A 26,992-nucleotide genomic window follows, 5' to 3' on the forward strand; every position below is an offset into this window, starting at 1 on the left:
CCCACGGCTTAATCCCAGTTCGCCGCCAGTGCAAAGCGGCCTTTTTCTTCCCTTGGCGGAGCGTTCGTATGTGCGGCATCATCGGCGTCACGGGAAACGGTCCCGTCGTTCCCCGTCTAATCGACAGTCTGAAGCGGCTGGAATACCGGGGCTATGACTCCGCCGGCGTCGCCGCCGTGGTCGACGGCCATGTCGAGCGCCGCCGCGCCCAGGGCAAGATCCGCAATCTGGAGGCCGTGCTGGCCGAGGATCCGATGAAGGCCACGGTCGGCATCGGCCATACCCGTTGGGCCACGCACGGCGCGCCCACGACCGCCAACGCCCACCCGCACAAGGCCGGTCTGGTGACGCTGGTCCACAACGGCATCATCGAGAACTTCGCCGAGTTGAAGGCCGAACTGGCCGCCGAGGGGCACGTCTTCGAGAGCCAGACCGACACCGAGGTCATCGCCCACCTGCTGGACGCCGAACTGCAAACCGGCCGGCCCCCGCTGGAGGCGTTCAAGGCCACGCTGGACCGGCTGACCGGCGCCTATGCGCTGGCGGTTCTGATCGACGGCGAGAACGACCTCATTCTGGGCGCCCGGCGCGGCAGCCCGCTGGTCGTCGGTTGGGGCGAAGACGAGATGTATCTGGGCTCCGACGCCCTGGCGGTCGGCCCCTTCACCCAGAAGATCTCCTATCTGGAAGAGGGCGACTATGTCGCCGTGACCCATCGCGGCGCCCAGATGTTCGACATGACGGGCCAGCCGGTCGAGCGGGCGGTGGTTCAGGTCTCGGCCTCCTCGGCCCTGGTCGAGAAGGGCGAGTATCGCCACTTCATGGAAAAGGAAATCCATGAGCAGCCCGACAGCGTCCAGCACACCCTGTCGGAATATCTGGATTTGGTGAGCGGCAAGGCCAAGCCTCAGGGCGTGGATTTCGCCGCCGTCGACCGCATACAGATCGTGGCCTGCGGCACCGCCTCCTACGCTGGTCAGATCGGCCGCTATGCGTTCGAGAAGCTGGCAGGCCTGCCCTGCGACGTCGAGATCGCATCGGAGTTCCGCTACCGCTCGCCCGCCGTGTCGCCCCGCACCGTGGCGGTCGCCGTCAGCCAGTCGGGCGAGACGGCCGACACCCTGGCCAGCCTGACCTGGTGCAAGGCGCAAGGGTTGCAGACCGCCGCCGTGGTGAACGTCCATTCCTCGTCCATGGCGCGCGAGGCGGCGGTGCTGTGGCCCACCCACGCCGGACCCGAGATCGGCGTGGCCTCGACCAAGGCCTTCACCGCCCAGGTCGCCGCCCTGCTGGCCCTCGCCGTCGCGGCGGGCGTGGCGCGCGGCCGGATCGACGCAGAGCAGGAGGCCGAACTGGTCAAGGCCCTGTTCGAGAGCCCGCGCCTGATCGCCGAAGCCCTGACCATGGGCGACAGCATCCGGGCCGTGGTTCAGGACCTGTCCAAGGCCGACGACGTGCTGTTCCTGGGGCGGGGCGCCATGTTCCCCTTGGCCATGGAAGGCGCGCTGAAGCTTAAGGAGATCAGCTATATCCACGCCGAAGGCTATGCCGCCGGCGAACTGAAGCACGGCCCCATCGCCCTGATCGACGAGGCGACCCCGACCATCGCCCTGGCCCCGCTGGACGACGTGTTCGAAAAGACCGCCTCGAACCTGCAGGAAGTCGCCGCGCGGGGCGGCCCGGTCATCATGATCGCGCCGGTCAACGCTCCCGATCCGCACGGCGCCGGCATCAGCCGCATCGACGCCCCCGACTGCCACCCGCTGATCGCGCCGCTGGTCTATGCGGTGCCGGTGCAACTGCTGGCCTATTACACCGCCGTTCAGAAGGGCACCGACGTCGATCAGCCCCGCAACCTGGCCAAGTCCGTCACCGTCGAGTGAGGTTCTCCCGCCAGTCGGCGTAGGGCGTCAGGGTCGATGATCTGGATCGCGCCGCGCCGCAGTCGGATCGCGCCGGCGACGCACAACTCCGTCGAGGCGACCGAAATGCTGGCGCGGCGGACGGCCATCAGGCCCGCCAGATCGCTTTGGCGCAGGGACACCTGATCGACACCGCCTTGCGTCGTGACGTCGAGCAGCAGGGCGGCCAGCCGCTGAGCGACCTTCAGCGTCGCATGGAGGGTCAGTTGCGTCTGCAGCGCGGCGTTGCGGGCGCGCAGATCGGCGAGGGCTGTCGCGGTCAGAACGTCGGGATCGATATGCCGGATCAGCACGGCCGCCGGCACGGACACGAACCGGCCTGGCGTCAGCCACAGGGCGGTCTCGTCCTCCGCCTCTTCCGTCGCGGCGTCGAGGTTGATCAGGTCGCCGACGCCGGCCAAACCCCGACACAGTCGCAGGTCTGCGCCCAACCGCGCCAAAATCCCATCGAGGATCAAGGTGACGAGCCGTTCGCCGTTTCGCCCGGCGACGGTGCGTTGGCCGGCCTGAGCCGGGATCGCATCGCCCGCATCCACGCCCTGAACCGCCAGCAGCGACAACAAAGTGGGCGCAAGGGTCGATTGAGGCATGCGGCCTCTTAAGCGCCGCTCGACCCGCCCGGCCATAACATGGGTTAAGCGGTCAGACCGGCTCGCTCTGCAGCCGCAGATAGGTGGGGTCGAACTCGGCGATCTCGGCCAGGCGTCGCCAATCCAAGATTTCGATCCTCCCCCCCGACCAGTTCACCAGGCCTTCGCCCTTCAGTTCGCTGATCAGGCGGCTGACATGAACCGACGATAGACCCAGCGCATCGCCCAGCACGCTTTGCGTCAGGGGCAGGTCGAACCTCATCTCGCCGGTCTGACCGACCGCCTGCAGGCGCAGATAGAGCTCGCACACCAGATGCGCCAGATGGCCCAAACCGCTGCGCCGCCCCATGGCCACCAGCCACTGGCGATGGATGGCCGCATCGATGATGGTGTCCAGCCACAACAGGCGCGCCAGATGCGGATGGCGTTCGGTGATGTCGATCAGGCCGGTGTGCGGCGCCTCGGCGATCACGCAGTCGCTCAGGGCCACGACGCCATGATCCATCTGTTTCATCAGGAGGCTATGCAGGTCGATGAAGTCGCCGGACACATTGATCTCGGTGATCTGCCGCGCCCCGTCCTCCAGCGTCGAATAGCGTGCGGAGAAGCCGGAGATCAGCAGGGTGCTGTGCATCGGTCGGGTGTGTTCGCGCACGATGTCTGCGCCGGCGGCGATGGTCTTGGGCGCCTCCAGGACGGCCTCGAGGGCGGCGATCTCCTCGGCCGACACCCGGTCGCGCAGTGACAGTTTGTCGACCAGGGTGCTGACGCGTGGGGCTTGTCTGGCAGCGGTCACTGAAGTCCATCCGACAGGGTCCAACCGTCCGGCGCATCGTTCGACGCCGAAGCGGTGATGCTGACCACCGTCTCGCCGTCGTCATCCGTCACGATTACGCTGAAGGCGCGCGTCTCCCAGAAGGAGGCCCCGCGATAGCGCAGGATTTCGCCCAGCACCGCCACCGCCTCCTCGCGCGCGGCGTCCACGCCCTTCAGCTCTTCGCCCTGGTCGTCGCGAACGCAGTCGCCGTTCTGCGTGTGGAAAAAATAACGTGGCAATCCGTCCTCCCGCCTTGAGGTTTGGGAGGAAGCGACCGGGACGCCGATTGGTTCAGCGTCCGGTCGCATAGAGAGCTGATCGTTATCAGATTTCCTGGTTGAACGCGCCGATTTCGGGATAGGCGGCCAGGCGCGGCTTGATCTCCTTACGGAACAGATCGCGCATGTCGTCCTCGGACCTCATGCTCTCGACCACCACGACCAGTTCCGGCTTGTTGGACGAGGCGCGGACCAGCACCCACGAACCGTCGTCCAGATGCACCCGCACGCCGTTGACGGTGATGGCCTCGACGATCTTGCGGCCGAGGATTTCGCCCCCCGAGGCCGCCAGGTCGGCGTACTCCTTCACGATCCGATCCAGCACGCCGTACTTCAGTTCGTCGTCGCAATGGGGCGACATGGTCAGGCTGGTCCAGGCGTCCGGCAGCGCAGTCTTCAGTTCACTGAGCTTTTTGTCCGGATTGCGATCCAGCATGGCCAGAACGGCGCCCGCCGCGACCAGGCCGTCGTCGTAGCCGTGGCCCAGATCGCCGGCCATGAAGAAGTGGCCCGATTTCTCGAACCCGGCCAAGGCGCCCAGTTCGGCGGTCTTGCGCTTGATGTAGGAGTGGCCGGTCTTCCAGTAGACGACCTCGGCGCCGTTCGCCTTCAGCACCGCATCGGTCTTGTAGAGGCCCGTCGACTTCACATCGACCACAAAGGTGCTGTCCGGATAGACCTTGGACAGGTCGCGGGCCAGCATCAGGCCGATCTTGTCGGCGAAGATTTCCTCGCCCGTATCGTCCACAACGCCGCAACGGTCGCCGTCGCCGTCGAAGCCAAGGGCCAGATCGGCGCCCGTCTCACGGACGCGCTGGGCCATCTGCACCAGCATGGCGTGATCTTCCGGGTTCGGATTGTATTTCGGGAAGGTATAGTCGAGGTCGGTGTCCATCTCGATCACCTCGACGCCCATCCGGCGCAGGGCGTCGGGGGCGAAGGCGCCGGCTGTGCCGTTGCCGCAGGCGCAGACGACCTTCAGCGGTCGCTTGATCTGTACCTTTGAGGCCACGTCGGCGACATAGGTTTCGCGGAAGTCTTCGACGCGCACCAGCTTGCCGCCGGGGCGGGCCACGCCCTCGCCGTTCAGCACGATTTCTTTCAGGCGGCCCATCTCGTCGGGGCCGAAGGTCAGGGGCTTGTTCGCCCCCATTTTCACCCCGGTCCAGCCATTCTCGTTGTGGCTGGCGGTGACCATGGCGACGCACGGCGCATCCAGTTCGAACTGGCCGAAATAGGCCATGGGCGACAAGGCCAGGCCGACATCCAGAACCTCCATCCCGCCTTCCAGCAGCCCGAGTATCAGGGCCTGTTTGACGCTGAGGCTGTAGCCACGAAAGTCATGGCCGGTGACGATCTTGGGCGCGATGCCGATTTCATGGACATAGGTGGCCAGGCCAAGGCCCAGCGCTTGAATGCCGAGAAGGTTGATCTCCTTTTCCAGGATCCAGCGCGCGTCATATTCGCGGAACCCGGTCGGCTTGACCAAGGCCTGGGTTTCATAAGCGGCCGTGTTCGGCTTCAGGTCCTGACGGGGCTTGAGCATGGTTGTAGTCCTTGGTTGTCTCGGTTGGATTGCCGGCCGATCAGGCTGCGGCGCGATTGCGGATGCGGGCGATGCGGCGCAGGCGGCGCCAGAAGCGACCGCGTTCGGGTTCGGGATAGGGTTGCAGGTTTTCGACGAACTGCTCGGCTGAGGCACGCCAGCTGAACTTCTCCGCATAAGCTCGGACGGCTTTGCGGTCGAGGTCGAGACACTCCAGGCAGGCGGTCCTGAGATCCCTGTTGATCGCCCCGGCGTTCGAGCCGGGAATGATGTCGATCGGGCCGTGGGCCGGATAGGCGGCGACCGGCGTGCCGGCAGCCATGGCTTCCAGGATCACTAGGCCGAATGTGTCGGTCCAGCTGGGGAAGACGAAGACGTCGGCGTCGCGGAAGCAGCGGGCCAGATCGTCGCCGAACCGGGCGCCCAGAAACTTCGCCTCTGGATATTTCTCCTGCAGCTCCGCGCGGGCGGGGCCGTCGCCGACCACAATCTTGGTGCCGGGTAGGTCGAGCTGAAGGAAGGATTCGATGTTCTTCTCAACCGCCACGCGACCGACGTTCAGGAAGAAGGGCCGCGGCCAGTTCTTGCCGCCGAGTTCGTGGTAGATGCGCTCCAGGTCGGGATTGAACACATCCGTGTCCACGCCCCGCGACCATGGCGAGACATTCTTGAAGCCATGCTCGACCAGCTCGCCGCGCAGGGTCGGCGTCGCCACCATCAGCCGTCCGGACGGCTTGTGGAACCATTTCATATAGGCGTAGCCGACCTGGACCGGGATCGGGAAACGGGCCGAGACGTATTCGGGGAATTTTGTGTGGTAGCTTGTCGTAAACGGCAGCTTCCACTCGACGCAGATGCGGCGCGTGGCGATGCCGATTGGTCCCTCGGTTGCGATATGGACGGCCTCGGGTTCAAAGGCCCGCAGCATCTCGCGGATTTCTTCCTCGGCTCCGAGCGCCAGCCGGATTTCCGGATAGGTGGGGCAGGGGATGGTCTTGAACAGGCTGGGTTCGATGACCTCGACCTCATGGCCCATGCCGCGGCATTCCGCGACGGTGCGCGTCAGGGTGCGGACGACGCCATTGACCTGAGGTTCCCAGGCGTCGGTGGCCAGAACGATGCGCATTGAGGCGGGCGGACCCTGAGCCGTTGAGTAAGGGTGGAACTTCTAGACGGTTCGAATGACGAAGGCGAGACAATCTCCGATGTCTAAGGCTCCTATAGCAGCCTCAAGGGCGGAGCTATATCAGGCTCCATTACGGTCAGGGTTTCTTTCGCCTGAACGTAAGCGGCCATGATGTGATAGAAGGAACTGGCAGGAGCCGGCTCGTCGATGAACTCGCCAGTGGCAAGGAGCTTGTCGTGCCAAAGTCCTTGCGGCGTGAGATATTTCCAAAGCGCGCGCTGCGCATTGGCGGCCTGTTCCAAACATTGAACGCGTCTGCCGTCGTCACTTAACGACGCCAGTATAAGAGAGGCCTTGAGCCATTCGGTTTGGGGCCAGAGCCTGGATCTGCCGCTCCTTACGCTTCCGTCGGTGTTCATGGCGTCTATGGCGATATTGCGCTTCCTGTCGATACCCTTCAGGCCCGCTTCATAAAGTCTCCAGGCGTCCGCAATGACGGATTCATCGCGCCTGTTGCGGCCATGCCGTGCAAATAGCCAAGCCCACTCAAACTGATGTCCCGGCTCGACCAAGCGCCCGTCTTCTCCTGCAGCCGGAGACCAGTCCTTCTGGAAGAATTCCAGCAGGTATCCGGACTGGGGATCAATGAATCGGGTTCGAGCGAGGTCTACGATGCGGTCAGCGAGACGCCCCCATGCCGCGTCGCCGTTTGCTTCTTCCCAGGCGAGCGCGGACTCCAACAGATGCATGTGCGCGTTTGATTGATAAGGGTGGGCCCCGCTTTCCATTACGCCGCCGACAGCATCCGCCCGCTTAAGTATTTCCTCTCTGACGGCAGCCGCATCGACTTCCAGCGCAGGGTCGCCGGTTGCGACCGACGCGCGTGCGAGAGCGAAGATCAGGAACGCTTGATCATAAACCATCGCGGTCTCGTCCATCGGCGAGCCGTCGGCTGCAAGAAGCGTCCGCATCAGCCCGTCAGGGCGCAGGTAGAGTGACCTAAGCCGCTCAAGACCCTTTGAAATCACCACCTTCCACGGGCCCTGCCAGCCCTGCAATCCTGCTTCTGCATAGACCTGCAACTGCCTCGCCTGTACACGGGCGCGGCGCGGCGCCGAGACGTGGCGGCCGTCGAGCGCCAGAACTTCTTCAAAAGCCCCCGTAGCATCTTGGCCCAAACCGGACCAAACCGGCAGCGCGGCCTGCCGCAACCAGTTTGTCAACCTGACCGCACCGTCCTTCAATCCTTCCGGCTCCGGAAGGGGCGGAAAGTCCAAATGTTGAGGAGAGAGGTTTCGAAGGCGATCAACAACCTTCTTCACATCTTGGCTTTTTCTCAGATCGGTCACCAGGACCGCATCGCGCTCTACGACAATTCCGACGTCCCGCAAGCCAATTGCGGCGACCATTACGCCATCGCAGGCTCTGATCAGACAGGCCTCTGAGTCCTCCAAGACATGCAGGCCGACATTGCCCTCGCCCGAGGCGTGCACGGAATCCCAAGCGCCGAGGTCAGTCCAAGCGAAACGTACCGGCAGCACCGCAGCGAGACTGGTTTTTTCCATTACCGCATAATCTATCGAGATTTTCGGAGCCAGTTTGAACTCCGAGCCCAGCAGGATGCATGCGTCATCCTGCACGGCGCTTTCCAACGCGCCCTCTACGGCTTCCGCAACGGCGGCGGCGCGCTCTGTTATTTCTTGAACGAGGACCTTGGACTGGACAATAAAGTTGCCGCTGTTCCAGAGATACCCCTCGGAGATATAGCGCTGCGCCGTCGTAGCATCGGGCTTTTCAACAAAAGCGGCGACTGCCGACAAGCCAGGGCCCTCTGGCGCAATATATCCGTAGGCCGACGACGGTTCGGTCGGCACGACGCCCAAAGTGACGATACGTCCGTTCTCAGCGCCGACAACGGCTTCGCGAACCGCGTCCCTGAAATCTTCTCCGTGGGGGATATGGTGATCAGAAGCGACAAACAGGTTGATCGCGTCAGGATCCCTGCGGGCCGTCCACAGGGCGGCAGCGGCCATAGCGGCTGCAGAATCCCGACCTTCAGGTTCCAAGATTACGATTGCCGATATCCCGATCTCGTCAAGTTGGGACTGAATGGCATCGCGATGCGATAGCCCAGCGACGACGATGAGGTCAGCGCCCGCCGCCAAAGACATCACGCGTTCGGCCGTCTCTTGAAACAGTGACCGGTTTCCCGCCAGCGGGATGAATTGCTTCGGCAGGGAAGGCCGTGACGCTGGCCACAACCGTGTACCTGAACCGCCGCACATGATGACCGGGTAAAGCGTTGCCATATTCTTAAAGCTGCCATTTCTTGACCGAACCGCCTACTACGCGAGCTTTGCTGTCGCGTCACCTATTGAATGCGCCAGAGTTGTGCGACCCGTCACTTGGTTTGACGCTTCCAGTCACAGCGGCAGAACTGTCGTCGATTTGACCTCTTCCAGCACCGCATAAGTCCGCGTTTCCCGCACGCCCGGCATCCGCACCAGAACGTCGCCCAGGAAGGCGCGGTAGGCGTCCATGTCGCCGACGCGGGCTTTAATCAGATAGTCGAAGCCGCCGGCGACCATGTGGCACTCCAGCACCTCCGGCTGACTGCGAACGGCGGCGGCGAAGGCTTCGAAGACGTCGCCGGTGGTGCGGTCTAGCAGGACCTCGACGAAGATCAGCAGGTCTCGGCCGACCTGGGCCGGGTCGATCATGGCCGCGTAGCCGGTGATAATCTTCTTTTCCCGCAGCCGTTTGACCCGTTCGAAACAGGCGGCGGGCGACAGGTTGCAGCGTCGCGCCAGCTCGGCGTTGGAGATGCGGGCGTCGGTCTGAAGCACCCGCAGAATGCGGCGGTCAACGGCGTCGATATCGATCATCGGAAATCACGAGACTGCACCGAACGATCTTCGGCATCAGTTCATATCATACGAAGCACCTTCAATGAACTCCGGCATATACGGCTGAAATCCACAGGATTTGTCGCCGATGACCACGCCCGCCTTCATGCCTTCGAGCCTGGCCGCCTGGGACGGTCTGGATGCACATAAGTTCCGCGACGAGCGTGAGGCCGTCGCCGCCAATCTGGCGCGCATGCCCCTGGATGCAACCGAACGGGCCGATGTGGTTGCCGAGGCGACGGCCCTGGTTGAACACGCCCGCCGCAGCCAGAAAAAACAGGGGGTCGTCGAAAGCTTCTTGCAACAATTCTCGCTGGGCACCCGCGAAGGTCTGGCCCTGATGTGCCTGGCCGAGGCCCTGCTGCGCGTGCCGGACGAGGACACCCGTGATCGCCTGATCGCCGAGAAGATCGGCTCGGCCGACTGGGCCGCCCACCTAGGTCAGTCGGACAGCCTGTTCGTCAACGCTTCGACCTGGGGTCTGATGCTGACCGGCAAGCTGGTCGATGTGGATGACGAAGCGCGCACCGACCTGCCCGGTTTCCTGAAGCGGATCGCCGGCCGATTGGGTGAGCCGGTCATCCGTCAGGCCGTGGCCACCGCCGTCAAGATCATGGGCGAGCAGTTCGTCGTCGGCCGCACCATCCAGGGCGCGCTGAAGCGGTCGAACAAGGAAGGCTGGCTGTGCAGCTTCGACATGCTGGGCGAGGGCGCCCGGACCATGGCTGACGCGGACCGCTATGAGAAAATCTACGCCGACGCCATCGAGGCGGTGGGCAAGACGTCGAAGAGCCAGGGACCTGAACACGGCCACGGCGTCTCGGTGAAACTGTCGGCCCTGTCGCCCCGCTATGAGGCGACGCACGAGGATGACGTCTGGGCGACCCTGTATCCCCGCATCCTGCGCCTGGCCCAGATCGCGGCCAAATACGACATCAACTATACGATGGACGCCGAGGAGGCGGACCGTTTGGCCCTGTCGCTCAAGCTGCTGGACCGGCTGGCGCACGAGCCTTCGCTGGGCGGCTGGACAGGCCTCGGTCTGGCGGTTCAAGCCTATCAGAAACGTGGTTTTGAGACGATCGAACGCGTCGCCGACCTTGCTCGCCGCTCGGGCCGTCGTCTGATGGTGCGCCTGGTCAAGGGCGCCTATTGGGACACCGAGATCAAGCGCGCTCAGGTGTTCGGCCGCACCGACTATCCCGTCTATACGACAAAGGCGGCGACCGATCTGAACTACCTGGTCTGCGCCAAGGCCATGATCGAGGCCGCGCCGGTCCTCTATTCCCAGTTCGCTAGCCACAACGCCCACACCCTGGCGGCCGTGCGGCGTATGGCCCGCGATCACGGCGTCACGGTCGAGCATCAGCGTCTGCACGGCATGGGCGAGGCGCTTTATGACGCGGCGCACGAGGCATGGGCCGACGAGACCGTCATCGTGCGCGCCTACGCCCCTGTCGGCGGACACGAGGAGTTGCTGCCCTATCTGGTGCGGCGTCTACTAGAAAACGGCGCCAACTCCTCCTTCGTCCACGCCCTTCTGGACGAGCGCGTGCCTGCCTCGGCCGTCGCGGCCGATCCCATTTCCCTGGTCGAGCAGGCGCCCGACCGTCACCCCAAAATTCCGGTTCCGAAAGACATGTACGGCGATCGTCAGAACTCCCTCGGCCGCGATTACTCTCAGGCCGCCGACCGTGAAGCCCACGCCAAGGCGCTGGAACTGGTCGACCGCGAGAAGTTGACCAGCGGTCCGATCATCGGCGGTAAGCTGCGCGCCGGCCTCAACGCTCAGGACGTGACCAATCCCTTCGATCGATCGCAGGTGCTGGGCCATGTCTCGGAAGCCGAGGCGGCTGACATCGACGCCGCCGTCCATGCCGCCGCGGAGGCTCAGGTCAGATGGGACCGCCAGGGCGGCGCCAAGCGCGCGATCGTCTTGCGCGCCATGGCCGATGCGCTGGAGGCCGATCTGGACCGGCTGGTCGCCCTGCTCAGCCGCGAAGCGGGCAAGACCCTGAACGACGGCGTCGCCGAGGTGCGCGAGGCCGCCGACTTCTGCCGCTATTACGCCCTGCTGGCCGAGCGCGACTTCACCGCCCCTGAAACGCTGAAGGGCCCGACCGGCGAGACCAACCAGCTGTTGCTGCATGGACGGGGCGTCTTCGCCTGCATCTCGCCGTGGAATTTCCCCCTTGCCATCTTCACCGGCCAGATCGCCGCAGCGCTCGCCGCCGGTAACGCCGTGCTGGCCAAGCCCGCCGAACAGACGCCGCTGATCGCCGCCGAGGCCGTGCGCCTGTATCACAAGGCCGGCCTGAATCCCGACCTGTTGGCGCTGGTTCCCGGGCGTGGCGAGACGGTTGGCGCGGCCCTGGTCACCCATCCGGGCATCGACGGCTTCGCCTTCACCGGCGGCACTGACACGGCCGCCGCCATCAACCGATCCATCGCCGCCCGGCCAGGCGCCATCATCCCCTTCATCGCCGAGACTGGCGGCCTGAACGGCATGTTCATCGACACGACGGCGCTGAAGGAACAGGTCATCGACGACGTGATCCTGTCGGCCTTTGGCTCGGCCGGCCAGCGCTGCTCGGCGCTTCGCATCCTTTATGTGCCCAAGGATTCGGCCGACGCCTTGATCGAGGGCCTGAAGGGCGCGCTCGCGGTTCAGACCGTCGCCGACCCCGCCGACCCCAAGACCGACATCGGCCCCGTTATTGATCCCGAATCCCGCCGCGCCCTGGAAGCCCACGTCGAGCGCCTGTCGAAGGAAGCGAAGATCGTCGCGCGCGCCGCCCTGCCGATGGGCGCCGAAAAGGGCGACCTGTTCGCCCCCACCATCGCTGAAATCCCGACGCCCGACTTCTTGGAGCGTGAGGTCTTCGGCCCCATCCTGCACATCTACCGCTATGCCCCATCCGACTTGAAGTTGGTCGCCGGCAAGCTCGCCGCCCGAGGCTACGGCCTGACCTTGGGGATCCACAGCCGCATCGAAGCCTTCGCCGCCGAAGTCGTCGACCTGGTCCCCGCCGGCAACGTCTACGTCAACCGCTCGATCACCGGCGCGGTGGTCGGCGTGCAGCCCTTTGGCGGCGAAGGATTGTCGGGCACCGGCCCGAAGGCGGGCGGTCCCAACAGCCTGATCCGATACGCGGCGGAGAAGGCGATCAGCGTGAATATTGCAGCGCAGGGGGGCGATCCGGCGCTGCTGAACCTCTAGGACATGGTGACGATTTAGGCGATCAGCGCGCGCTTGAGCGTTTCGGCGACACGCAGGATGTCGTCGGAGGACAGCAGTTCGTGGGTAGGCAGGTTGATGCCTTGGGCGGCGCAGTGGCGCGCGTTCGGGGCGTCCACGGCCGCATCGTAATAGGGCGGCATGTCGTTCACCGGATAAAAGACCGGACGTGTCTCGACGCCGTCCGCATCCAGCCTCACCATCACTTCGTCACGCGAGACCTTGCCGTTCGGCTTCAGCTGGATCGTGTACATCCAGAAGGAATGCACGCAGTCATCCGCCGTGAATGGCAGATCGATCAGGTCGGTCAGCCCGCTCAGCGCGTCATCGTAGGTGGCTGCGATCTCGGCCCGCCGTTTCAGGGCGTCTGCGATCCGCTCCATCTGCGCCACGCCAATGGCGGCCGTCAGGTTGGTCATGCGATAGTTGAAGCCGACCATAGGGTGCCAGTAGCGGCGCTCGGCGCTCATGCCCTGGCTGCGTAGCAGGCGCATGCGGGCGGCCAGCGCGTCGTCATTGGTGGTGACCGCCCCGCCTTCGCCGGTGGTTATGATCTTGTTGCCGAAGAAGCTGAAGCTGCCGCATTGACCGATCCCACCGACGGGACGGCCGCGGTACTGGGCTCCGTGCGCTTCCGCTGCGTCCTCGATCACCCACAGGCCGTGGCGGTCGGCGATCTCCATGATCGGACCCATGTCGGCCGATTGTCCGTAGAGGTGGACCACAACGATGCCTTTGGTCCGGGGCGTGATGGCCTCTTCGATCCGGGCGGGGTCGATGTTGAAGGTGCGGGGGTCGTTATCGACGAAGACGGGCGTGGCGTTGCAGTAACGGACGCAGTTGGCGGTAGCGATATAGGTCAGCGAGGGCATGATGACCTCGTCGCCCACCTGCAAATCCAGCCCCACCATCGCCAGATGCAACGACGTCGTGCCATTATTGCACGCGATGGCGTGTTTCGTCCCGGCCATCTCGGCGACTTGCGCCTCGAAACGCTCGATGAAGGGGCCTCGCGACGAAATCCAGGTGCTGTCCAGCGCCTCGTTGACATAGGCTTTCTCGCGGTCCGAAAGACGAGGAACGGCGACGGCGATGCGGTCCATGATATTACCTTGTTGCTCTTGCGCGCGCGGGGGTCCCGACGGCGATAGTATTGGACGGAATGTCGTGGATGGCGGTGGCGCCAGCGCCCAGTGTGGCGTCGGCGCCGATGGTAACTCCGGGCGCGACGGCTGAACCCACACCGATCATGGCGCGGTCCCCAATGAAGACGGAGCCGGCGATGCGGCTGCCCGGCGCAACATGGACTGCAATGCCGAGGCGGCAGTCGTGATCGACGGACGCACTCGTGTTGACGATGCCGAACGGTCCGATCCGGCACTCGGCGTTCAGGACCGCGCAAGGCATGACGATGGCCCCACGCTCGACCTCGGCGGACGGCGACACCACGGCCTTCGGACTGATCAAGGCAGGCAAGGTAAAGCCCAAGGCCTCAAGCTCAACGCTAATGCGCTCCCGCACGCGATTTCTTCCGATGCCAAGAGCCGCGAAGCGCACGCCATCGGACAGCAAGGAGGCCGCCATGTCATCCTTGCCGATCACAGGCGCGCCGACGACGAGGCGCGGCGTGTCGTCCGCGTCCAGGCAGCCCACGACCTCGAAACCGCAGGACCTCGCCAGTTCGACAACGACCTTGGCGTGTCCGCCCGCGCCAATGACCACCAAGCGAGGAATGGGCGTCTCCTTAACGGTGCTTTTGGGTCAACCGTGCGAGGTCGGCGTCCACCATCTCGCAGATCATGTCTTCCAAGGAAATCGTCGGCGTCCAGCCCAGCTTGCGCTCAGCCTTGGCGGGATCGCCCAGGAGAATATCGACCTCGGCCGGGCGGAACAGGGCCTGATCGATGATAAGGTGGTCCTCGACGGACAGGCCCGCGTGCTTGAAGGCGATGTCCACCATATGTTTGACGGTCCAGGTCTGGCCGGTCGCAACGACATAGTCGTCGGCCGTTTCCTGCTGCAGCATCATCCACATGGCGCGGACATAGTCGCGTGCGTGACCCCAGTCGCGCTGGGCCTCGATGTTGCCGAGACGCAGTTCCTTGGACAGGCCCAGCTTGATCCGGGCCACGCCGTCGGTGACCTTGCGGGTGACGAACTCCTGCCCACGCAGAGGGGATTCATGGTTGAACAGGATGCCCGAGCTGGCGTGCATGCCGAAGCTTTCGCGGTAGTTCACCGTGATCCAGTGACCGTAGAGCTTGGCGACGGCATAGGGCGAGCGCGGATAGAAGGGGGTGGTCTCGCTCTGCTTCTCGTGCTGGATCAGACCAAACATCTCCGACGAAGAGGCCTGGTAGAAACGCGCTTCGCTCTTAAGCAGACGCAGGGCTTCCAGCACGTTCAACACGCCCACGCCAGTAACGTTGGCGGTCAGGTGCGGCTGCTGCCAGGACGTGGCGACGAAGGACTGGGCCGCCAGATTGTAAACCTCGTCCGGATCGATGTCGGCGACGATGCGCATAAGGCTGGACAGGTCGCCCAGGTCGCCTTCCACCAGATTGATCCGGTCGAGTACGCCGAGCCACTCCAGACGATCCAGATGCAGGCCGCCCGAGCTGGAACGCCGCGCCAGACCCCAAACCTGATAGCCTTTGTCCAGAAGGAACTCGGCCAAATAGGCGCCGTCCTGACCTGTTATCCCGGTGATGAACGCTCTTGGCACGCAAGCCCTCCATGAAAGCGTGGACTCCCTAGACGCTGGCGGGGCCTTCGCCAAGCGGTTGATTGTCGAGATTAGAATTTTTCGTTGCTTTGATGGGGACGGGAACGTATCCCCACGCTCTCATTGGAAAGAGGCTCACCCCTTGAAAATCGCGATACTTCTTCCCGAGCGTGCTGATATTGGGTGGCGCTGGCGCGCAAAGGAGTTGGCGCGATCGCTGCGCCAAAACCGTGCGCCGGACGGTGGCGAAATCACGATTGCAATAGGTTTGCCCCGCGAGGCTGAGGCAGACTGGCGCAAAAAGGAAGCTGAACTGCTGACCGACGATGGCGGCGTCGTTGTTCGCCACCTCGGCTGGGAAAGGGTCGAGCCCGCCATGGCGGCGCGTATGTTTCCCGATTTGAAGGCTAGTCTCGACGACATTCCGGACGTTGCGCTTCCTCGCGATTGGGGTTGGAACTTTGTGGATTGCGATGCCTGGATCATCTGTGCGGACGCCGCGCAAGGTGCGGTCGTGCCTCTGAAGCCGGTCGCCTATTACGTACGCGATCTGTCGCAGCGCTATGTGCCGACGGCTTTTGCATCGGGCCTCGACCATATCTTCTGGCGGCGACAGGATCATGCTTTCCGCCTGTGGCGTCAGGCGGAGTGCGCGTTTTCCACTCAGATTGGAACCTGTGACGACATTTCCGGCTATGCTGGCGTGCGTCGCGATCGCATCGTGCTCGCGCCGCAGCTAAAACCGGCTTCGGAAAACCTTGTTGGGCGTTCTGTGGATGCGCCGATCGATGTGCTGTGGCTGGCAGAACCTTACGCAGGCCATGATCCGGCCGTCGCTCTGGAGGCTGTTCGTATCCTGAGAGCGGAAGGCGAGGACGCTCAGATCACGGTTTGCGGCGAGCAGGCCTACGGCTTCGATCCCGAGGATGGCCAATTGACGTTGTCCGCGGCGCCCGCTCGCGCACGTCGAGCGGCTGGGTCGGTAGTCTGCGAAACGGTTTCGGGTGAGCGAGAACTGGCGCGTGTCCTGTCCCGCGCCAAGCTTGTCTGGTCCAGCGCTTTGGCAGATGGAGAGGCCGAAGGGGTTCTTCGCGCATCGCAGAGGGGTGTGCCTTTCGTCGGTCTGCGATACCCGCAAGCTGAAAGGTTGGCGCAGGAACTGGGGGTCAAGGCCTTCTTATACGATCGTTCCGAAGCGGGACTGATCGCAGACGCCCTTAGGCTGGCCTTGTCGAGCGCAGCGCCTGTAGCGATCTCCGGCTTATCGCTGGACGACGATACCCGTGACTGGGGTTCCGTAGTTGAACGTCTGTGGAGGCCTGCCGGTGCGTGACGGGAATAGGACGGAGATCGGCATCTGGAGCGAACTGCCTCCCGGGGCCCGGTGGGCCAACGAGGGAATCTCGCGCATCGTCGGTTTTCTCATCGAGGGCGGGGCGGAGACAGGCGACTATACCTTCCGCGTTCTGGTGCCTCGAGGTATGGCTGAAACGGTGCGTGACGACCTGCGCACCTTGATCGCCAAGGAAAATGTTGACTGGATAGTCGATGAGCCGACTGCAGAATTCGAAGCCGAGTGGGCGAAACAGAATGGATTGATTTCAGGGAAGTCGGCCATAGCCTCCGTGATGGCGGCCTATGCGAACACCCGGATCGATGTCGCCGGCTGGATCAATACCTTTCCTCACTTTACAGGCTCGCGGCTGCTGAATGGCCGCAAGGCAGTGTTGCTGCCCGACGCCATTCCTTACGATTTCCCTATCGGTTGGGACTACAACCACTACTGGGGGCCGCAAGGTGAATGGGTGCAGTGGAAGCATATCGCCCGCGAAACGTTGGCCGATGGTCAGGCTGTGATCGCCCACTCCAAGCACGTAGCGCGTCGTCATGGCGTGAAGCTGCTTGGGTTGGATGAAAGCCTGATCCGAGTCGTGCCTCACGCGCCGCCGGACCTAGCCCCGATCCTTCCTTTTATCAGGGATCGGAAAAAGACGCCCGAAACCAAGCGCCTGGCAGCAAACATCCTACGTGATTACGCGGCGACCAGAGGCCTTGACTATCTACGCGCATTCCCGTTTGAGGAGACACAATTCGTCATGGTGGCGACCCAAGACCGGGTGACGAAGAACGTGGGAAGGGCGGCCGAGGTCGTGCGACGTCTGGTTCGTGACGAGCGTCGAAACCTGAAGTTGTTTACGACGGCACCTCTGCACTACGGTGCGAACTGGACCTTGTTCCCCGGCCTAGTCGCGGATCACCAGATGCAGCATGACATCGTCTCAATGCCAGACGTGCCGCGCGATGTTCATGCGGCGCTCTTCCACTGTGCTTCCCTCACCATCCACCCGACTTTCTATGAGGGCATCGTTGGCACGCTGACCTTCTACGAGTCGGTAAGCGTCGGAACTCCCTGCATTATGGGCAATGGGCCTCATGTGAAGGAGTTGATGGAAACGGCTCCCGAGTTGGAGCCCCTGACCTTCGACCCCTATGATATTCCAGCGATGCGTAAGCTTGTTTTGAACGTGTTGGAAAATCCTGAAGCGGCGGTAAACCTGCAGCGGCCTGCCTATGAGCGTCGCCGAAAACGGGGATGGGCGACGGTGGCTCAAGCCTATGCTGACGCAGCCGCCGGCTTCGACGGTCCGGTCGCAGCATGAGCGCGTCGTCTAGGCTCGCTCCATATGGCGCCCGCGTTCCGGTCGGCGTATGGACGGAGTGGCCGGTTGGTGCGCGATGGGCTAACGAGGGCATGACCCGGCTTCTCGGTTTCTTGATTGAAGGCGTCGCCAAGGGGCAGACTTATGTGTTTCACGTTGTTCTGCCGGACGGGGTCCGCGCCGAGGCCCGCCAAGATCTAGCTGCCCTCCAAGCCGTGGAGGGCGTGGATTACGTCCTGCACTCTCCGCCACCGGAGATGAAGCTGGCTGCGGACGATTTTGAGGGGCAGGCCAAATTCGCCAACGCATCTGTGAAGGTCGATGGATGGATTGTCCTCTTTCCCTATTTCCGTCATGCTCTGCTGTTGGACGCTCCGGTGGCCACGATCTTTCCAGATGGCATACCTGTAGCCTTTCCTGTGCCGGATCCTGGAGCATGGGGCCCGAACGGCTATCATCTGAGGTGGCGGCAGCAGGTGCAGTCACTGTTAAATGGTTCTGATCGGGTCGTGACCTTTTCGAATCACGTAGCGGATGAGCAGGCTGGGCGGCTGTTCGGCGTGCCTAGGGACAAGATACACGTCGTTCCGCATGCGCCGCCCAATCTCTCGCATCTGGCAACTTACGCGCACAATGGGGTGACGGCGAATAGTCGATCGGTCGCCGCTAACCTTCTAAGATCTCACGCGATCGAACGTGGCTGGTCCCAGCTAGCGGATTTCCCTTTCGAGGAAGTGGATTACATCGCCGTTTCCACGCAGGATCGTGTGACCAAAAACATCCGCCTAGTGGCGGAATCAGTGCGTATGATCTTGCGAGAAGAACGTCGCAGTCTGAAGTTGTTCACGACCGCCCCTTTACATTTCGGTGCCACTTGGACGCCTTTGCCCAACCAGCTAGAATATGACCAAATGGTGGGCGACGTTGTGTCCATGACAGACTTGCCACGCGATGTTCACGCCGCCTTCTATCACTGTGCCGCCCTAGCGGTGCATCCCTCCATTTTTGAAGGCGGCCTTGGACCTTTTCCCTTCTATGAGGCTGTTAGCGTAGAAACGCCCTGTGTGATGGCGGATGGGCCGCATATCCGCGAACTGGTTATGGATGAGCCAGGGCTGGCCGAGTTCGTCTTTGATCCGAACGACAGTCGCAAGCTGCGCGACCTCATCCTTTCGACGCTACAAAATCGCGATGTGGCGCTTGCATTACAGAAAGCCTCCCTGAGCCGCATCGCAGTGTACGGCTGGAATCAGGTGGCGGCGGCCTATTCCGAGGCGGCGATTTCAGGCAAAGTCGCTCAATGACGACAGAAGATGCTTCTGTCGGAGCGCGGCTCTCGTTGATCGAAAGTCGTCTCGCAGACTTGCAGCACATGGTTTTGGCGGGGCTTCAGCGGCAGATTGTCCCGCTTGACGACGATTTCGTAGCAATCCGGCGTTCAAGTGGCTGGGTTATAGTAGGCGCCGAGGAATTTCGCTCCATACTTCATCTTGCCGACGGCGTCAGCAGCCACGAGCCCGGGGTCCAGACGCTGCTCAAACGTGCAGTGCGACCTGGAGATGTGGTGATAGATGTCGGTGCCCATATAGGCCTGATCGCTGTGGAACTCGCCCGACATGTTGGGCCCGAAGGCCATGTGATTCTGGTCGAGCCGAACCCAAGGTCCGCGGAAGCTGCGCGTCGCACGCTTGTCTCAAATGGTTTTTATGACAGGTTCAGCATCCACGTCGTGGCGGGAGGCGCAGCGGCTGGCCGCTCGAACTATTTTTTCGGCTCTAACAGTATGCTCGGTAGCCTGGCGGCCCAGGATGGCCCGGAGCTAGGAACATTAGAAGTCCAAGTAGCGCCTTTAGACGAAGTTGTAAGACCAGGGCAGGTCATTTCCTTGGTGAAGATTGACGCCGAAGGCTGGGAAAACGAGGTCGCTAAGGGCATGACCCGCGTCTGCCGCGAATCAGCAAACATTTTGGTGATCGCCGAATTTGCGGCCAGTCATCTGGCCAGGACCGGCGTTTCGTCTGAAGACTGGTTCGAGGATTTCGCCAGACATGGCCTTTCCGAAATTGCTTTGATCGACGAACATACGGGCACAATATCTGAATGTGACATCGTAACGCTGTTGGGGATGGAAACGGCGAACATTCTTCTCGCTCGACCTGGAAACTCTGTAAAGGCAGAGCTTTTCAAGATCGGTCGGGAAGCGTAGTAGTCGTCTAGGCCTGCGGGATTGATATGATTGACAAGAACTCTGCCGCTGGCGCGAACCCTGCGGATGCGATGCGTCGCATCGCTGCGTCCCAGTCTGCATCGGCCGTAGCATTGGGCCAGATAACTGACCGCCTAGGCTCTCTAGAAGGGCGTCTGCACGCGCTAGAAGGCCTAACGGCGAACGCCGACCTACGTCAAGCGGCGACTCAAGGCCATCTCGAAGTGTTGGTAGCCGCCGTCGGAGAAAGCTCAGATGTATCGCGAAAGGCCCTTGATCATCTGACCACCCAAAGCGCTGACGGCATTCAGGCGTTGAACAAGGCGGTCGAGAGCCTGACAGCCGTCGTCGAAGACAATGCGGGCGTATCCCAAAAGGCTCTTGAACGCGTGGCTACCGAGAGCGCTGAGGGCATTCAAAGGTTGAACAAGGCGGTCGAGAGCCTGACAGCCGTCGTCGGAGACAATGCGGGTGTGTCCCGAAAGGCTCTTGAACGCGTGGCGACCGAGAGCGCTGAGGGCATTCAAAGGTTGAACAAGGCGATCGAGAGCCTGACAGCCGTCGTCGGAGACAATGCGGGTGTGTCCCGAAAGGCTCTTGAACGCGTGGCGACCGAGAGCGCTCAGGGCATTCAAAGGTTGAACAAGGCGATCGAGAGCCTGAGAGCCGTCGTCGGAGACAATGCGGGCGTATCCCAAAAGGCTCTTGACCGTGTGGCGACCGAGAGCGCTGAGGGCATTCAGGCGTTGAACGAAGGGATTGAGACGCTGACCAAAGCTGTCGGCCACAGTTCGGATTTGTATGGAAAGGCCCTCGCACGTCTATCGACAGACGGCGCGAAAGACATTCGAGCCTTGAACAAGGCGATCGAGGCGTTGGGCGGGCGACAAGACAAAGCCTATGATGGCGTGATAATGGCCTTGGACGCGGTCGCGCTGGAAATGACGGAGCTGGGTCGCGTACGAAGCGTCCTGTTGGAGGAGCAGCGGAAGGGGGCGGCTGTGCAGCGGCGGCGCATCCAGGATATCGCCCGCATCCAAGCCTTGAGTGCGGAACGCGATGCCTTGGAAATTGAATTACAAGCGGTCGCCGCGCGTCACAGACGGGCGGTCCGCAGCGCTTCGGCCGGCAAACAGCCTTTGCCCCCCCCTGTCGCTCCTCCTTTAGACATTACAGTCGCTCCTTCCGCCGAGACTGTCGGGGAGGCTTCATCCGCCGCATCGCTTCCTGTGGCTGCTACAGAGACATCGCCCACCAAGGCCGACGCCGCTGCAATGCTGGCCGAGGCTCGCCAGGCGAAAGCGGATCGTGACTGGCCCCGCGCGCGCGAGGCGTATGCGGCCTATACTGCAGCACACCCTAGGAAAGCCTCGGCCTGGAAGCAATATGGGCATGCTCTAAAAGAGAGCGGTGATTTCGATGGGGCCAAAGCGGCTTATTTTCGATCACTGGCCCTGTCGCCTTCTGATGAAGATACCTGTCTTCACCTAGCCCACCTTTTGAAAAACATCGGCGACCGTGATCTGGCCGCCGAAGTCTTCGGCGCCGCACTGGCGATGAATCCCGACTTCGGTCCCGCCAAGGACGGCTTGGGCGATCTCGGCTTTGCGATTCCAGAGTCAGGCCCAGCGCGTCTGAAAGCACGAAAGACCGATACGAGACTGGATCGCTGGTTCTACCGAAAACGTTTGCGCTGGGCGCAGTCAGCCTTCGCCGAGCACAAATGGGATGCAGCCGAAGCACGGTATCGCAGCCTGCTTCGAGATCGTCCTTGGGACGCGCGATTGATGATCCAGATCGGCCATGCCCTGAAGGAGCAAGGCAAGATCGAAGCAGCCGCACAGATGTATCAGCGGGCCTTGGATCAGGAGCCCCTGAACAGCGACGCCCACCTTCATCTCGGCCATGCGGCCAAGCTCGCCGGCGACATCCAAGGCGCACATGATCATTATCGCCGTGCGCTGCGTTACTGGCCTCAGAATCCTGACGCCCTGTCCGAGTTGCGAGACGCGTCTTGATCGCGACCGACGACTCCTTCGGGTCGCACATCCGGATCATCGGCGCCCTGATGATGCGCGAGACGGTCACGCGTTATGGCCGTCAGGGACTGGGGTTGCTGTGGCTGATCGGCGAGCCGCTGCTGTTCTGCTTCGGCGTCATCATTATGTGGTCGCTCATCAAGCCGGCTTACGAGCATGGCGTGCGGATCGCCCCATTCATCATGACAGGCTATATGTGCCTTCTGCTGCTGCGGCATCTGGTCGGCGCGAACATGAACGCGCTCCAGGCCAACGGTGGCCTGCTCTACCATCGCCCCGTCAAGGTGATGCACCTGTATCTGTCGCGTTGCGGGCTGGAGATCGCCGGCAATACGATGGCCTTCTTCGTCGTCTATCTGGCGATGCTGGCGATCCGCCAAGTGGATCTGCCTCACGACCTGCTGCTCTTCTATTCCGGCTGGTTTCTGCTCGCCTTCATGGGGTGCGGGATCAGCTTCGTCTTCGCGGGCCTCGCGCTTCGTTATGAGCTGTTCGAACGCGTTTCGCCGGTGCTTCAGTATGCGATGATCCCGCTTTCCGGCGTCTTCACCATGATGGCCTGGCTGCCCCAGCATTATCGCGACATTCTGCTAAAGGTGCCGATTCCGCATACGGTGGAGATGGTGCGCGCCGGGATGTTCGGGGAATTCACGCCGACCTACTACGACGCCGGATACGCCTTCGCCTGGGCGGTCGCCCTCAACTTTGTCGGTCTGGTGCTTCTGGCGCGCGCTAAGCATCATCTGGAAATGGAATGAAGCGGCGCAACCGTTTCTGGAAATCGAAATGAACAAGCCAATTCTGAACTATAGTGGCGTCGGTGATTACGCCGAGAAGGCCGACAAGCAGCCAGCCTGGCGGCGGTTCTTCAAAAAAATTCCGTTGTCCTTCTTGGTCGTGGTGGTCGCCCCCACGGTACTGGTGGCCATCTATTATCTGCTGATCGCCTCGCCCCAATACACTTCGGAAGCTCGCTTCGTGGTTCGCTCAAAGGCGCAGGAGCAGCCGTCCAGCCTGGGTGTGGCCCTGCAGGGCGTCGGCCTATCCTCGAACCAGACGGACGCTTATGCGGTGCATGAGTATATACGCTCGCGCAATGCGCTTGAGGATCTTCGCGGCAAGCTGGATGTGCGCGCCATCCTGGGCCGTCCCGGCGTCGATGACCTGTCGCGTTATCCGCGTCCTTGGGAAGGACAGTCGTTTGACAGCCTTCATGAAGGACTGAAACGCTTCGTGACTGTGGGGTACGACTCGTCCACCGGCCTTAGCACTCTTCGGGTCAGAGCTTTCCGACCGCAGGATTCTCAGGCTCTGGCCGACGCGCTGCTCGACGGAGGAGAGCGCCTGGTCAACCAGCTCAACACACGTGCCGATGAAGGTGCGGTGCGCGACGCCCGTCGCGACGTGGCCGACGCGGAAGCTCGCCTGACAGCCGCCCAAGTGCGCCTGACAACCTTCAGAAACCGGGAAGGTCTGCTCGACCCGGCCAAGGCTGCGGTCGAGAACATGGAGTTGATCGGCAATCTGCGCGGTACGGTCGCCAACCTTCGTGCGGAGCGGTCGCAACTGTCGTCCGAGGCGCCGCAGAGCCCGCAACTGGCCGCGCTTGACAGCCGTATCGCCGCCTTCGAAAGACAGATCGCGGCCGAACAGGCCAAGATGGCGGGCGCTGCTGACTCGCTTGCGCCCAAGCTCGAAACCTACGAGGCTCTCGCGTTGGATCGCGAGTACGCCGACAAGGCACTGGGGTCAGCTAGGGCGATGCTGGACCGTTCGGAATCGGAAGCTCGCAGCCAACGCCTTTATCTTGAGCGCGTCGTGCGTCCCAACCTACCGACCGATTCGTCTCAGCCAAAGCGGCTGCTGGCGATTCTGACCGTGTTCGCCAGTCTGCTGATACTGTACGGCACGGCCTTCCTAGTGGTCGCCGGCCTTAAAGAACACAATCAGGGATGACGGCGGTTTCCGTGCCAGAGACAGTCCCTGCGCCTCAACCAGTGGCGCTGGATGTGCGCGGTCTGGGTAAGGCCTTTCCCGCCAGTCATGGCGCAGGAGAGCGCTGGCTGTTTCGTGATCTCGACTTCGATTTAAAACGGGGCGACCGTCTAGCGATTCTCGGGCGAAACGGCCAGGGCAAATCGACCTTCATCAAGATCCTTGGTGGCGTGCTGCCGATGTCGGAGGGGGAACTGACCTGGAAGGTTCGACCATCCTGGCCCATCGGCTTTGGCGGCGGATTTCAAGGCAGCCTCAGCGGGCTGGACAACATCCGCTTCCTCTCGCGCGTCTACGCCGCCAACTACGACACGGTGCTGGAGCGCGTCGAGAATTTTGCCGAACTGGGTCTGGCGCTGAAACAGCCGGTGAAACACTATTCGTCGGGCATGCGGGCGCGTCTGGCGTTCGGCCTTTCACTGGCGATCGATTTCGACTGCTACCTGATCGATGAACTGATTGCGGTGGGCGACGCGCGTTTCGCCGCCAAATGCGCCGACGAGTTATTCACGCGCCGCGCAGATCGCGCGTTCATCATGGCGTCCCATGACATGAACTCCGTCGCCAGTGTCTGTTCCAGCGCGCTGATTATCGAAAGCGGGCAGGTGAAGTTCTTCGACGACGTCGCCGAGGCCATCGATGTCTACAGCTGGCTGAGAGCCGCCTGAGGCCTTTCGTTTGGCGTCCGGCCGATCTCTACCGAAATCAACCGCATCCTGCCGGCAAAGACGGCATGGGCGGCCGACACGCGAAACTCGGCGATGGCGGCGGCGTCCCAATTCCTGTCCAAGGCGATGTCGTACCGCCCCGCGCGGCCCAGCGACACTTCGTGACGCTCATGCCTCTCCAGATCGCCCCACTCGAAAGCCAGACTTTGAGCCGCTGCGGCCCGGTCCACATCGAAGCGGATGGACAGCCGCCACGGCCCAGGAGGAAGGGTCATGTGCGGACCCCACGCTAAAACGTCGGGGCGGCCGGTCAGGTCGAACGTGGCAAAGGCCTCATCGGCGTGCAGCCGACGCTCATTTAACCGCAACAGTTCGAAGTCAATGGGCGTCGCAGTGGCGGCGGTGCCGAATAGTTCCAGCGCCTGAACCGGCCCCGTCGGGGGGCGAGGCGACGCCTGACCGCTCCGTAGGAGCGCATCTTCGGCGGACTTTACAGACCCCGAGCCGCCACCAGCGCCCATAACGCTGCAGGCAGCGCCCCTTTCGGCAGATCGCGAGAACAGCCGAGACAGGTCCCGCGTCTGGTTTGCGCGAAACTCAGGCGCCGCTGCCGGCGCTTCGGTCAGGACGACAAGCCAGTCGCACACATCCATCGTCAGGGCTTCGTCCACCGACACGCTGATCCGAACCGTCCTGTTCGGCGACTCCTCCTGAAACGTGCGGGCCTTTGAAAGCCATGCGTCGCTGTCGGCGCCGGGCGTGACTAGAATACCGACGCCACGCGACGGGTCAGTCGAGAGGGCGAGAGGCGTCATGAAAATCCAAGGGTTTGGTAGGCCAGCCGCAACCGGCCCTGGTAGGCTTCAAGGGAAAAGGCGTCGGCCCGCAGACGTCCAGCGGCCTCCAGGGCGACGCGTTTGTCATCATCGCTGTCCAGCGCGACGATCGCCGCGCGGATAGCCTCGATGCTGCGAGGATCGACCGTCAGGGCCGCCTCCCCCGCGACCTCCGCCGTCGCCGAGACATTGGCGGTTATGACGGCGGTGCCGGCCATCATGGATTCGAGGATGGGCAGGCCGAACCCCTCGTAAAGGGATGGAAACAACGTCGCCTTCGCGCCACGGATCAGATTCCGCAACAGAGCGGCCGGCAGGTAATCAATACGCTTGACGCCGCTGGCGCTTTCCGAGGCATGGGACAGCAGGGCGAGATCTTCCTGCGCGAGCCAGTCACGTCCCGCCACGACCACGAGAGGCGTGGCGATGCGGCTTTCTAGGTAGGCCTGAATCAGACGGGAAACATTCTTCTTGGGCTCCACCGCGCCGAAGAAGAGGAAATATCCCTTGAATTCTAGGCCGTGAAGCGTCGCCAATTCGTTCGCCAGATAATCCGTCGATTTCTGTTCGCCCCTGGGCGATGTGACGGCCTGATAGGTGGTGACAACCTTACGTTCGTCGGCGCCGAGCATAGCGATGAGATCCTGCCGGGTCGTCTCCGATACGGCCAGCACAAGGTCGGCCCTGCGCACGACGGACGTCATCAGGTCATGATACCGTTTCTTGTTGTCCAGCGTGGTGTGCGGCAGCTTCAGCGGGATCAGGTCGTGAACGGTGTAAACATTGGCGGCGCGCCGGGCGTACAGGGGCAGCGGCGTGGTCCAGTGCATGATGTCCGGCGTTCCATGGTCATCGTCAGTCCTTCGGAATCCCAAGGGCGTGAAGGTCCCATATACGTCGTGGGCTCGGTTGGCGGTCGAAAACAGGTCGTGCGCCGTCCAACGGCGACGGATCGGCAAGGCGTCGTCGCGGCCGATAATCATACCGCCTTCTCGCACAGGCCGAGCCACACGGCCAAAGCGGGACAGAATCGTCGAAAGAGCTCTAGGGAGCCCCGCCTTTCGACTGGAACGGCGAGCGTCCGTCAGTGCGACCTCGCTAAGCAGTGCATTCGCTGTCGATGCCATTACTGGGCCGTGGAGGAGTTCAACCTCTACGCCGACGCCCGCGAGGGCCTCGGCCAGGTTCCTTCCATAGGTGGCGATGCCCGACCCCTTCGCGAGCGAAAGGTTCCAGCCGTCGATACAGGCCCGAGTCATGAAACCTCTCCACTTATTCCCCCGCAAAACGCGATAGGAAAGGCCCTTACATCATCCAGTCGCGAACAGCGACAGACGTCCATACGCATTCCTGAACACCGGCGAAAGGTCGGTCTCAAGCTTAGACATCGCCCAGACGTCTGTCAGAATGAAAATGTCACGTCCCTTGCCGTCGTCGAGT

The 26,992-nt window shown here is 62.6% G+C and carries 22 protein-coding genes; 10 read left to right on the top strand and 12 right to left on the bottom strand.

Features of this window, described 5'->3' with window-relative positions; all coding sequences use genetic code 11:
• The first annotated feature begins 68 nt into the window (after nucleotides 1–68).
• Nucleotides 69–1,883 carry a glutamine--fructose-6-phosphate transaminase (isomerizing) gene (glmS, locus tag ACYX4P_RS03550; RefSeq protein ID WP_476070193.1) on the top strand — a complete coding sequence of 605 codons (1,815 nt, stop codon included), beginning with the start codon at nucleotides 69–71 and terminating at the stop codon, nucleotides 1,881–1,883.
• Here the strand turns inward: glmS and ACYX4P_RS03555 are convergent.
• The 7 genes from ACYX4P_RS03555 to ACYX4P_RS03585 form a co-directional block, all read right to left on the bottom strand.
• On the bottom strand, nucleotides 1,844–2,512 hold the full coding sequence (locus ACYX4P_RS03555; RefSeq protein ID WP_312572738.1) for a helix-turn-helix domain-containing protein: 669 nt from the start codon (nucleotides 2,510–2,512) through the stop codon (nucleotides 1,844–1,846). The two genes, glmS and ACYX4P_RS03555, sit on opposite strands and share 40 nt — an antisense overlap.
• A gap of 52 nt (nucleotides 2,513–2,564) precedes the next feature.
• On the bottom strand, nucleotides 2,565–3,308 hold the full coding sequence (locus tag ACYX4P_RS03560) for a Crp/Fnr family transcriptional regulator (protein ID WP_312083761.1): 744 nt from the start codon (nucleotides 3,306–3,308) through the stop codon (nucleotides 2,565–2,567).
• On the bottom strand, nucleotides 3,305–3,568 hold the full coding sequence (locus tag ACYX4P_RS03565) for a DUF6894 family protein (protein WP_312572737.1): 264 nt from the start codon (nucleotides 3,566–3,568) through the stop codon (nucleotides 3,305–3,307). Before ACYX4P_RS03565 ends, ACYX4P_RS03560 begins: the two co-directional genes overlap by 4 nt.
• Before the next feature lie 85 nt (nucleotides 3,569–3,653).
• The gene (locus ACYX4P_RS03570) at nucleotides 3,654–5,153 is read right to left on the bottom strand and encodes a phosphomannomutase/phosphoglucomutase (protein ID WP_312572735.1); all 1,500 of its coding nucleotides are present in this window, start codon (nucleotides 5,151–5,153) and stop codon (nucleotides 3,654–3,656) included.
• 40 nt (nucleotides 5,154–5,193) lie between these two features.
• Nucleotides 5,194–6,279, bottom strand: a complete 1,086-nt coding sequence (locus ACYX4P_RS03575) for a glycosyltransferase family 4 protein (protein WP_312572733.1) — start codon at nucleotides 6,277–6,279, stop codon at nucleotides 5,194–5,196.
• A 92-nt stretch (nucleotides 6,280–6,371) separates the two neighbouring features.
• Nucleotides 6,372–8,588, bottom strand: a complete 2,217-nt coding sequence (locus ACYX4P_RS03580) for an AGE family epimerase/isomerase (RefSeq protein WP_312572731.1) — start codon at nucleotides 8,586–8,588, stop codon at nucleotides 6,372–6,374.
• 114 nt (nucleotides 8,589–8,702) lie between these two features.
• Nucleotides 8,703–9,164 carry an Lrp/AsnC ligand binding domain-containing protein gene (locus ACYX4P_RS03585; protein ID WP_039243792.1) on the bottom strand — a complete coding sequence of 154 codons (462 nt, stop codon included), beginning with the start codon at nucleotides 9,162–9,164 and terminating at the stop codon, nucleotides 8,703–8,705.
• A 109-nt stretch (nucleotides 9,165–9,273) separates the two neighbouring features.
• Here ACYX4P_RS03585 and putA point away from each other — a divergent pair, with 109 nt between their 5' ends.
• Nucleotides 9,274–12,405, top strand: a complete 3,132-nt coding sequence (putA, locus tag ACYX4P_RS03590; RefSeq protein ID WP_476070194.1) for a bifunctional proline dehydrogenase/L-glutamate gamma-semialdehyde dehydrogenase PutA — start codon at nucleotides 9,274–9,276, stop codon at nucleotides 12,403–12,405.
• Nucleotides 12,406–12,419: 14 nt separating this feature from the next.
• On the opposite strand, the gene ACYX4P_RS03595 is transcribed toward putA, so the two are convergent.
• Genes ACYX4P_RS03595 through ACYX4P_RS03605 form a run of 3 tightly spaced genes read right to left on the bottom strand, consistent with a single transcriptional unit; the run spans nucleotide 12,420 to nucleotide 15,100 of the window.
• Nucleotides 12,420–13,526: a DegT/DnrJ/EryC1/StrS family aminotransferase gene (locus tag ACYX4P_RS03595; RefSeq protein ID WP_312572698.1), complete on the bottom strand. Its 1,107-nt coding sequence runs from the start codon at nucleotides 13,524–13,526 to the stop codon at nucleotides 12,420–12,422.
• A 4-nt stretch (nucleotides 13,527–13,530) separates the two neighbouring features.
• Entirely contained in the window at nucleotides 13,531–14,145 is a 615-nt protein-coding gene (locus tag ACYX4P_RS03600) for an acetyltransferase (RefSeq protein WP_293827095.1), read from the bottom strand.
• 22 nt (nucleotides 14,146–14,167) lie between these two features.
• Nucleotides 14,168–15,100, bottom strand: coding sequence for a GDP-mannose 4,6-dehydratase (locus ACYX4P_RS03605; RefSeq protein ID WP_476070195.1), 933 nt, complete (start codon nucleotides 15,098–15,100; stop codon nucleotides 14,168–14,170).
• Nucleotides 15,101–15,290: 190 nt separating this feature from the next.
• Here ACYX4P_RS03605 and ACYX4P_RS03610 point away from each other — a divergent pair, with 190 nt between their 5' ends.
• The 8 genes from ACYX4P_RS03610 (at nucleotide 15,291) to ACYX4P_RS03645 (ending at nucleotide 24,716) form a co-directional block, all read left to right on the top strand.
• Nucleotides 15,291–16,481: a hypothetical protein gene (locus ACYX4P_RS03610; protein ID WP_312572700.1), complete on the top strand. Its 1,191-nt coding sequence runs from the start codon at nucleotides 15,291–15,293 to the stop codon at nucleotides 16,479–16,481.
• Nucleotides 16,474–17,808, top strand: coding sequence for a glycosyltransferase family protein (locus ACYX4P_RS03615; RefSeq protein WP_312572702.1), 1,335 nt, complete (start codon nucleotides 16,474–16,476; stop codon nucleotides 17,806–17,808). The genes ACYX4P_RS03610 and ACYX4P_RS03615 overlap by 8 nt, the downstream gene beginning before the upstream one ends.
• Nucleotides 17,809–17,900: 92 nt before the next feature.
• Entirely contained in the window at nucleotides 17,901–19,112 is a 1,212-nt protein-coding gene (locus ACYX4P_RS03620) for a glycosyltransferase (RefSeq protein WP_293827076.1), read from the top strand.
• On the top strand, nucleotides 19,109–20,014 hold the full coding sequence (locus ACYX4P_RS03625; RefSeq protein WP_293827077.1) for an FkbM family methyltransferase: 906 nt from the start codon (nucleotides 19,109–19,111) through the stop codon (nucleotides 20,012–20,014). The genes ACYX4P_RS03620 and ACYX4P_RS03625 overlap by 4 nt, the downstream gene beginning before the upstream one ends.
• A 26-nt stretch (nucleotides 20,015–20,040) precedes the next feature.
• Nucleotides 20,041–22,032 carry a tetratricopeptide repeat protein gene (locus ACYX4P_RS03630; RefSeq protein WP_476070196.1) on the top strand — a complete coding sequence of 664 codons (1,992 nt, stop codon included), beginning with the start codon at nucleotides 20,041–20,043 and terminating at the stop codon, nucleotides 22,030–22,032.
• Nucleotides 22,029–22,811 carry an ABC transporter permease gene (locus tag ACYX4P_RS03635; RefSeq protein WP_293827079.1) on the top strand — a complete coding sequence of 261 codons (783 nt, stop codon included), beginning with the start codon at nucleotides 22,029–22,031 and terminating at the stop codon, nucleotides 22,809–22,811. The genes ACYX4P_RS03630 and ACYX4P_RS03635 overlap by 4 nt, the downstream gene beginning before the upstream one ends.
• Before the next feature lie 28 nt (nucleotides 22,812–22,839).
• Complete coding sequence (locus ACYX4P_RS03640) at nucleotides 22,840–24,009, top strand: KpsE/RkpR family capsule polysaccharide export protein (RefSeq protein WP_312572650.1); 1,170 nt, start codon at nucleotides 22,840–22,842, stop codon at nucleotides 24,007–24,009.
• Nucleotides 24,006–24,716: an ABC transporter ATP-binding protein gene (locus ACYX4P_RS03645; RefSeq protein ID WP_312572651.1), complete on the top strand. Its 711-nt coding sequence runs from the start codon at nucleotides 24,006–24,008 to the stop codon at nucleotides 24,714–24,716. Before ACYX4P_RS03640 ends, ACYX4P_RS03645 begins: the two co-directional genes overlap by 4 nt.
• Here the strand turns inward: ACYX4P_RS03645 and ACYX4P_RS03650 are convergent.
• Both ACYX4P_RS03650 and ACYX4P_RS03655 read right to left on the bottom strand, forming a co-directional pair.
• Nucleotides 24,692–25,531, bottom strand: coding sequence for a hypothetical protein (locus ACYX4P_RS03650; RefSeq protein ID WP_476070197.1), 840 nt, complete (start codon nucleotides 25,529–25,531; stop codon nucleotides 24,692–24,694). The genes ACYX4P_RS03645 and ACYX4P_RS03650 overlap by 25 nt on opposite strands.
• The gene (locus ACYX4P_RS03655) at nucleotides 25,528–26,811 is read right to left on the bottom strand and encodes a glycosyltransferase family 4 protein (RefSeq protein WP_312572653.1); all 1,284 of its coding nucleotides are present in this window, start codon (nucleotides 26,809–26,811) and stop codon (nucleotides 25,528–25,530) included. The genes ACYX4P_RS03650 and ACYX4P_RS03655 overlap by 4 nt, the downstream gene beginning before the upstream one ends.
• Nucleotides 26,812–26,992: the final 181 nt, after the last annotated feature.

Source organism: Brevundimonas sp. ABV4_179 (assembly GCF_056311945.1).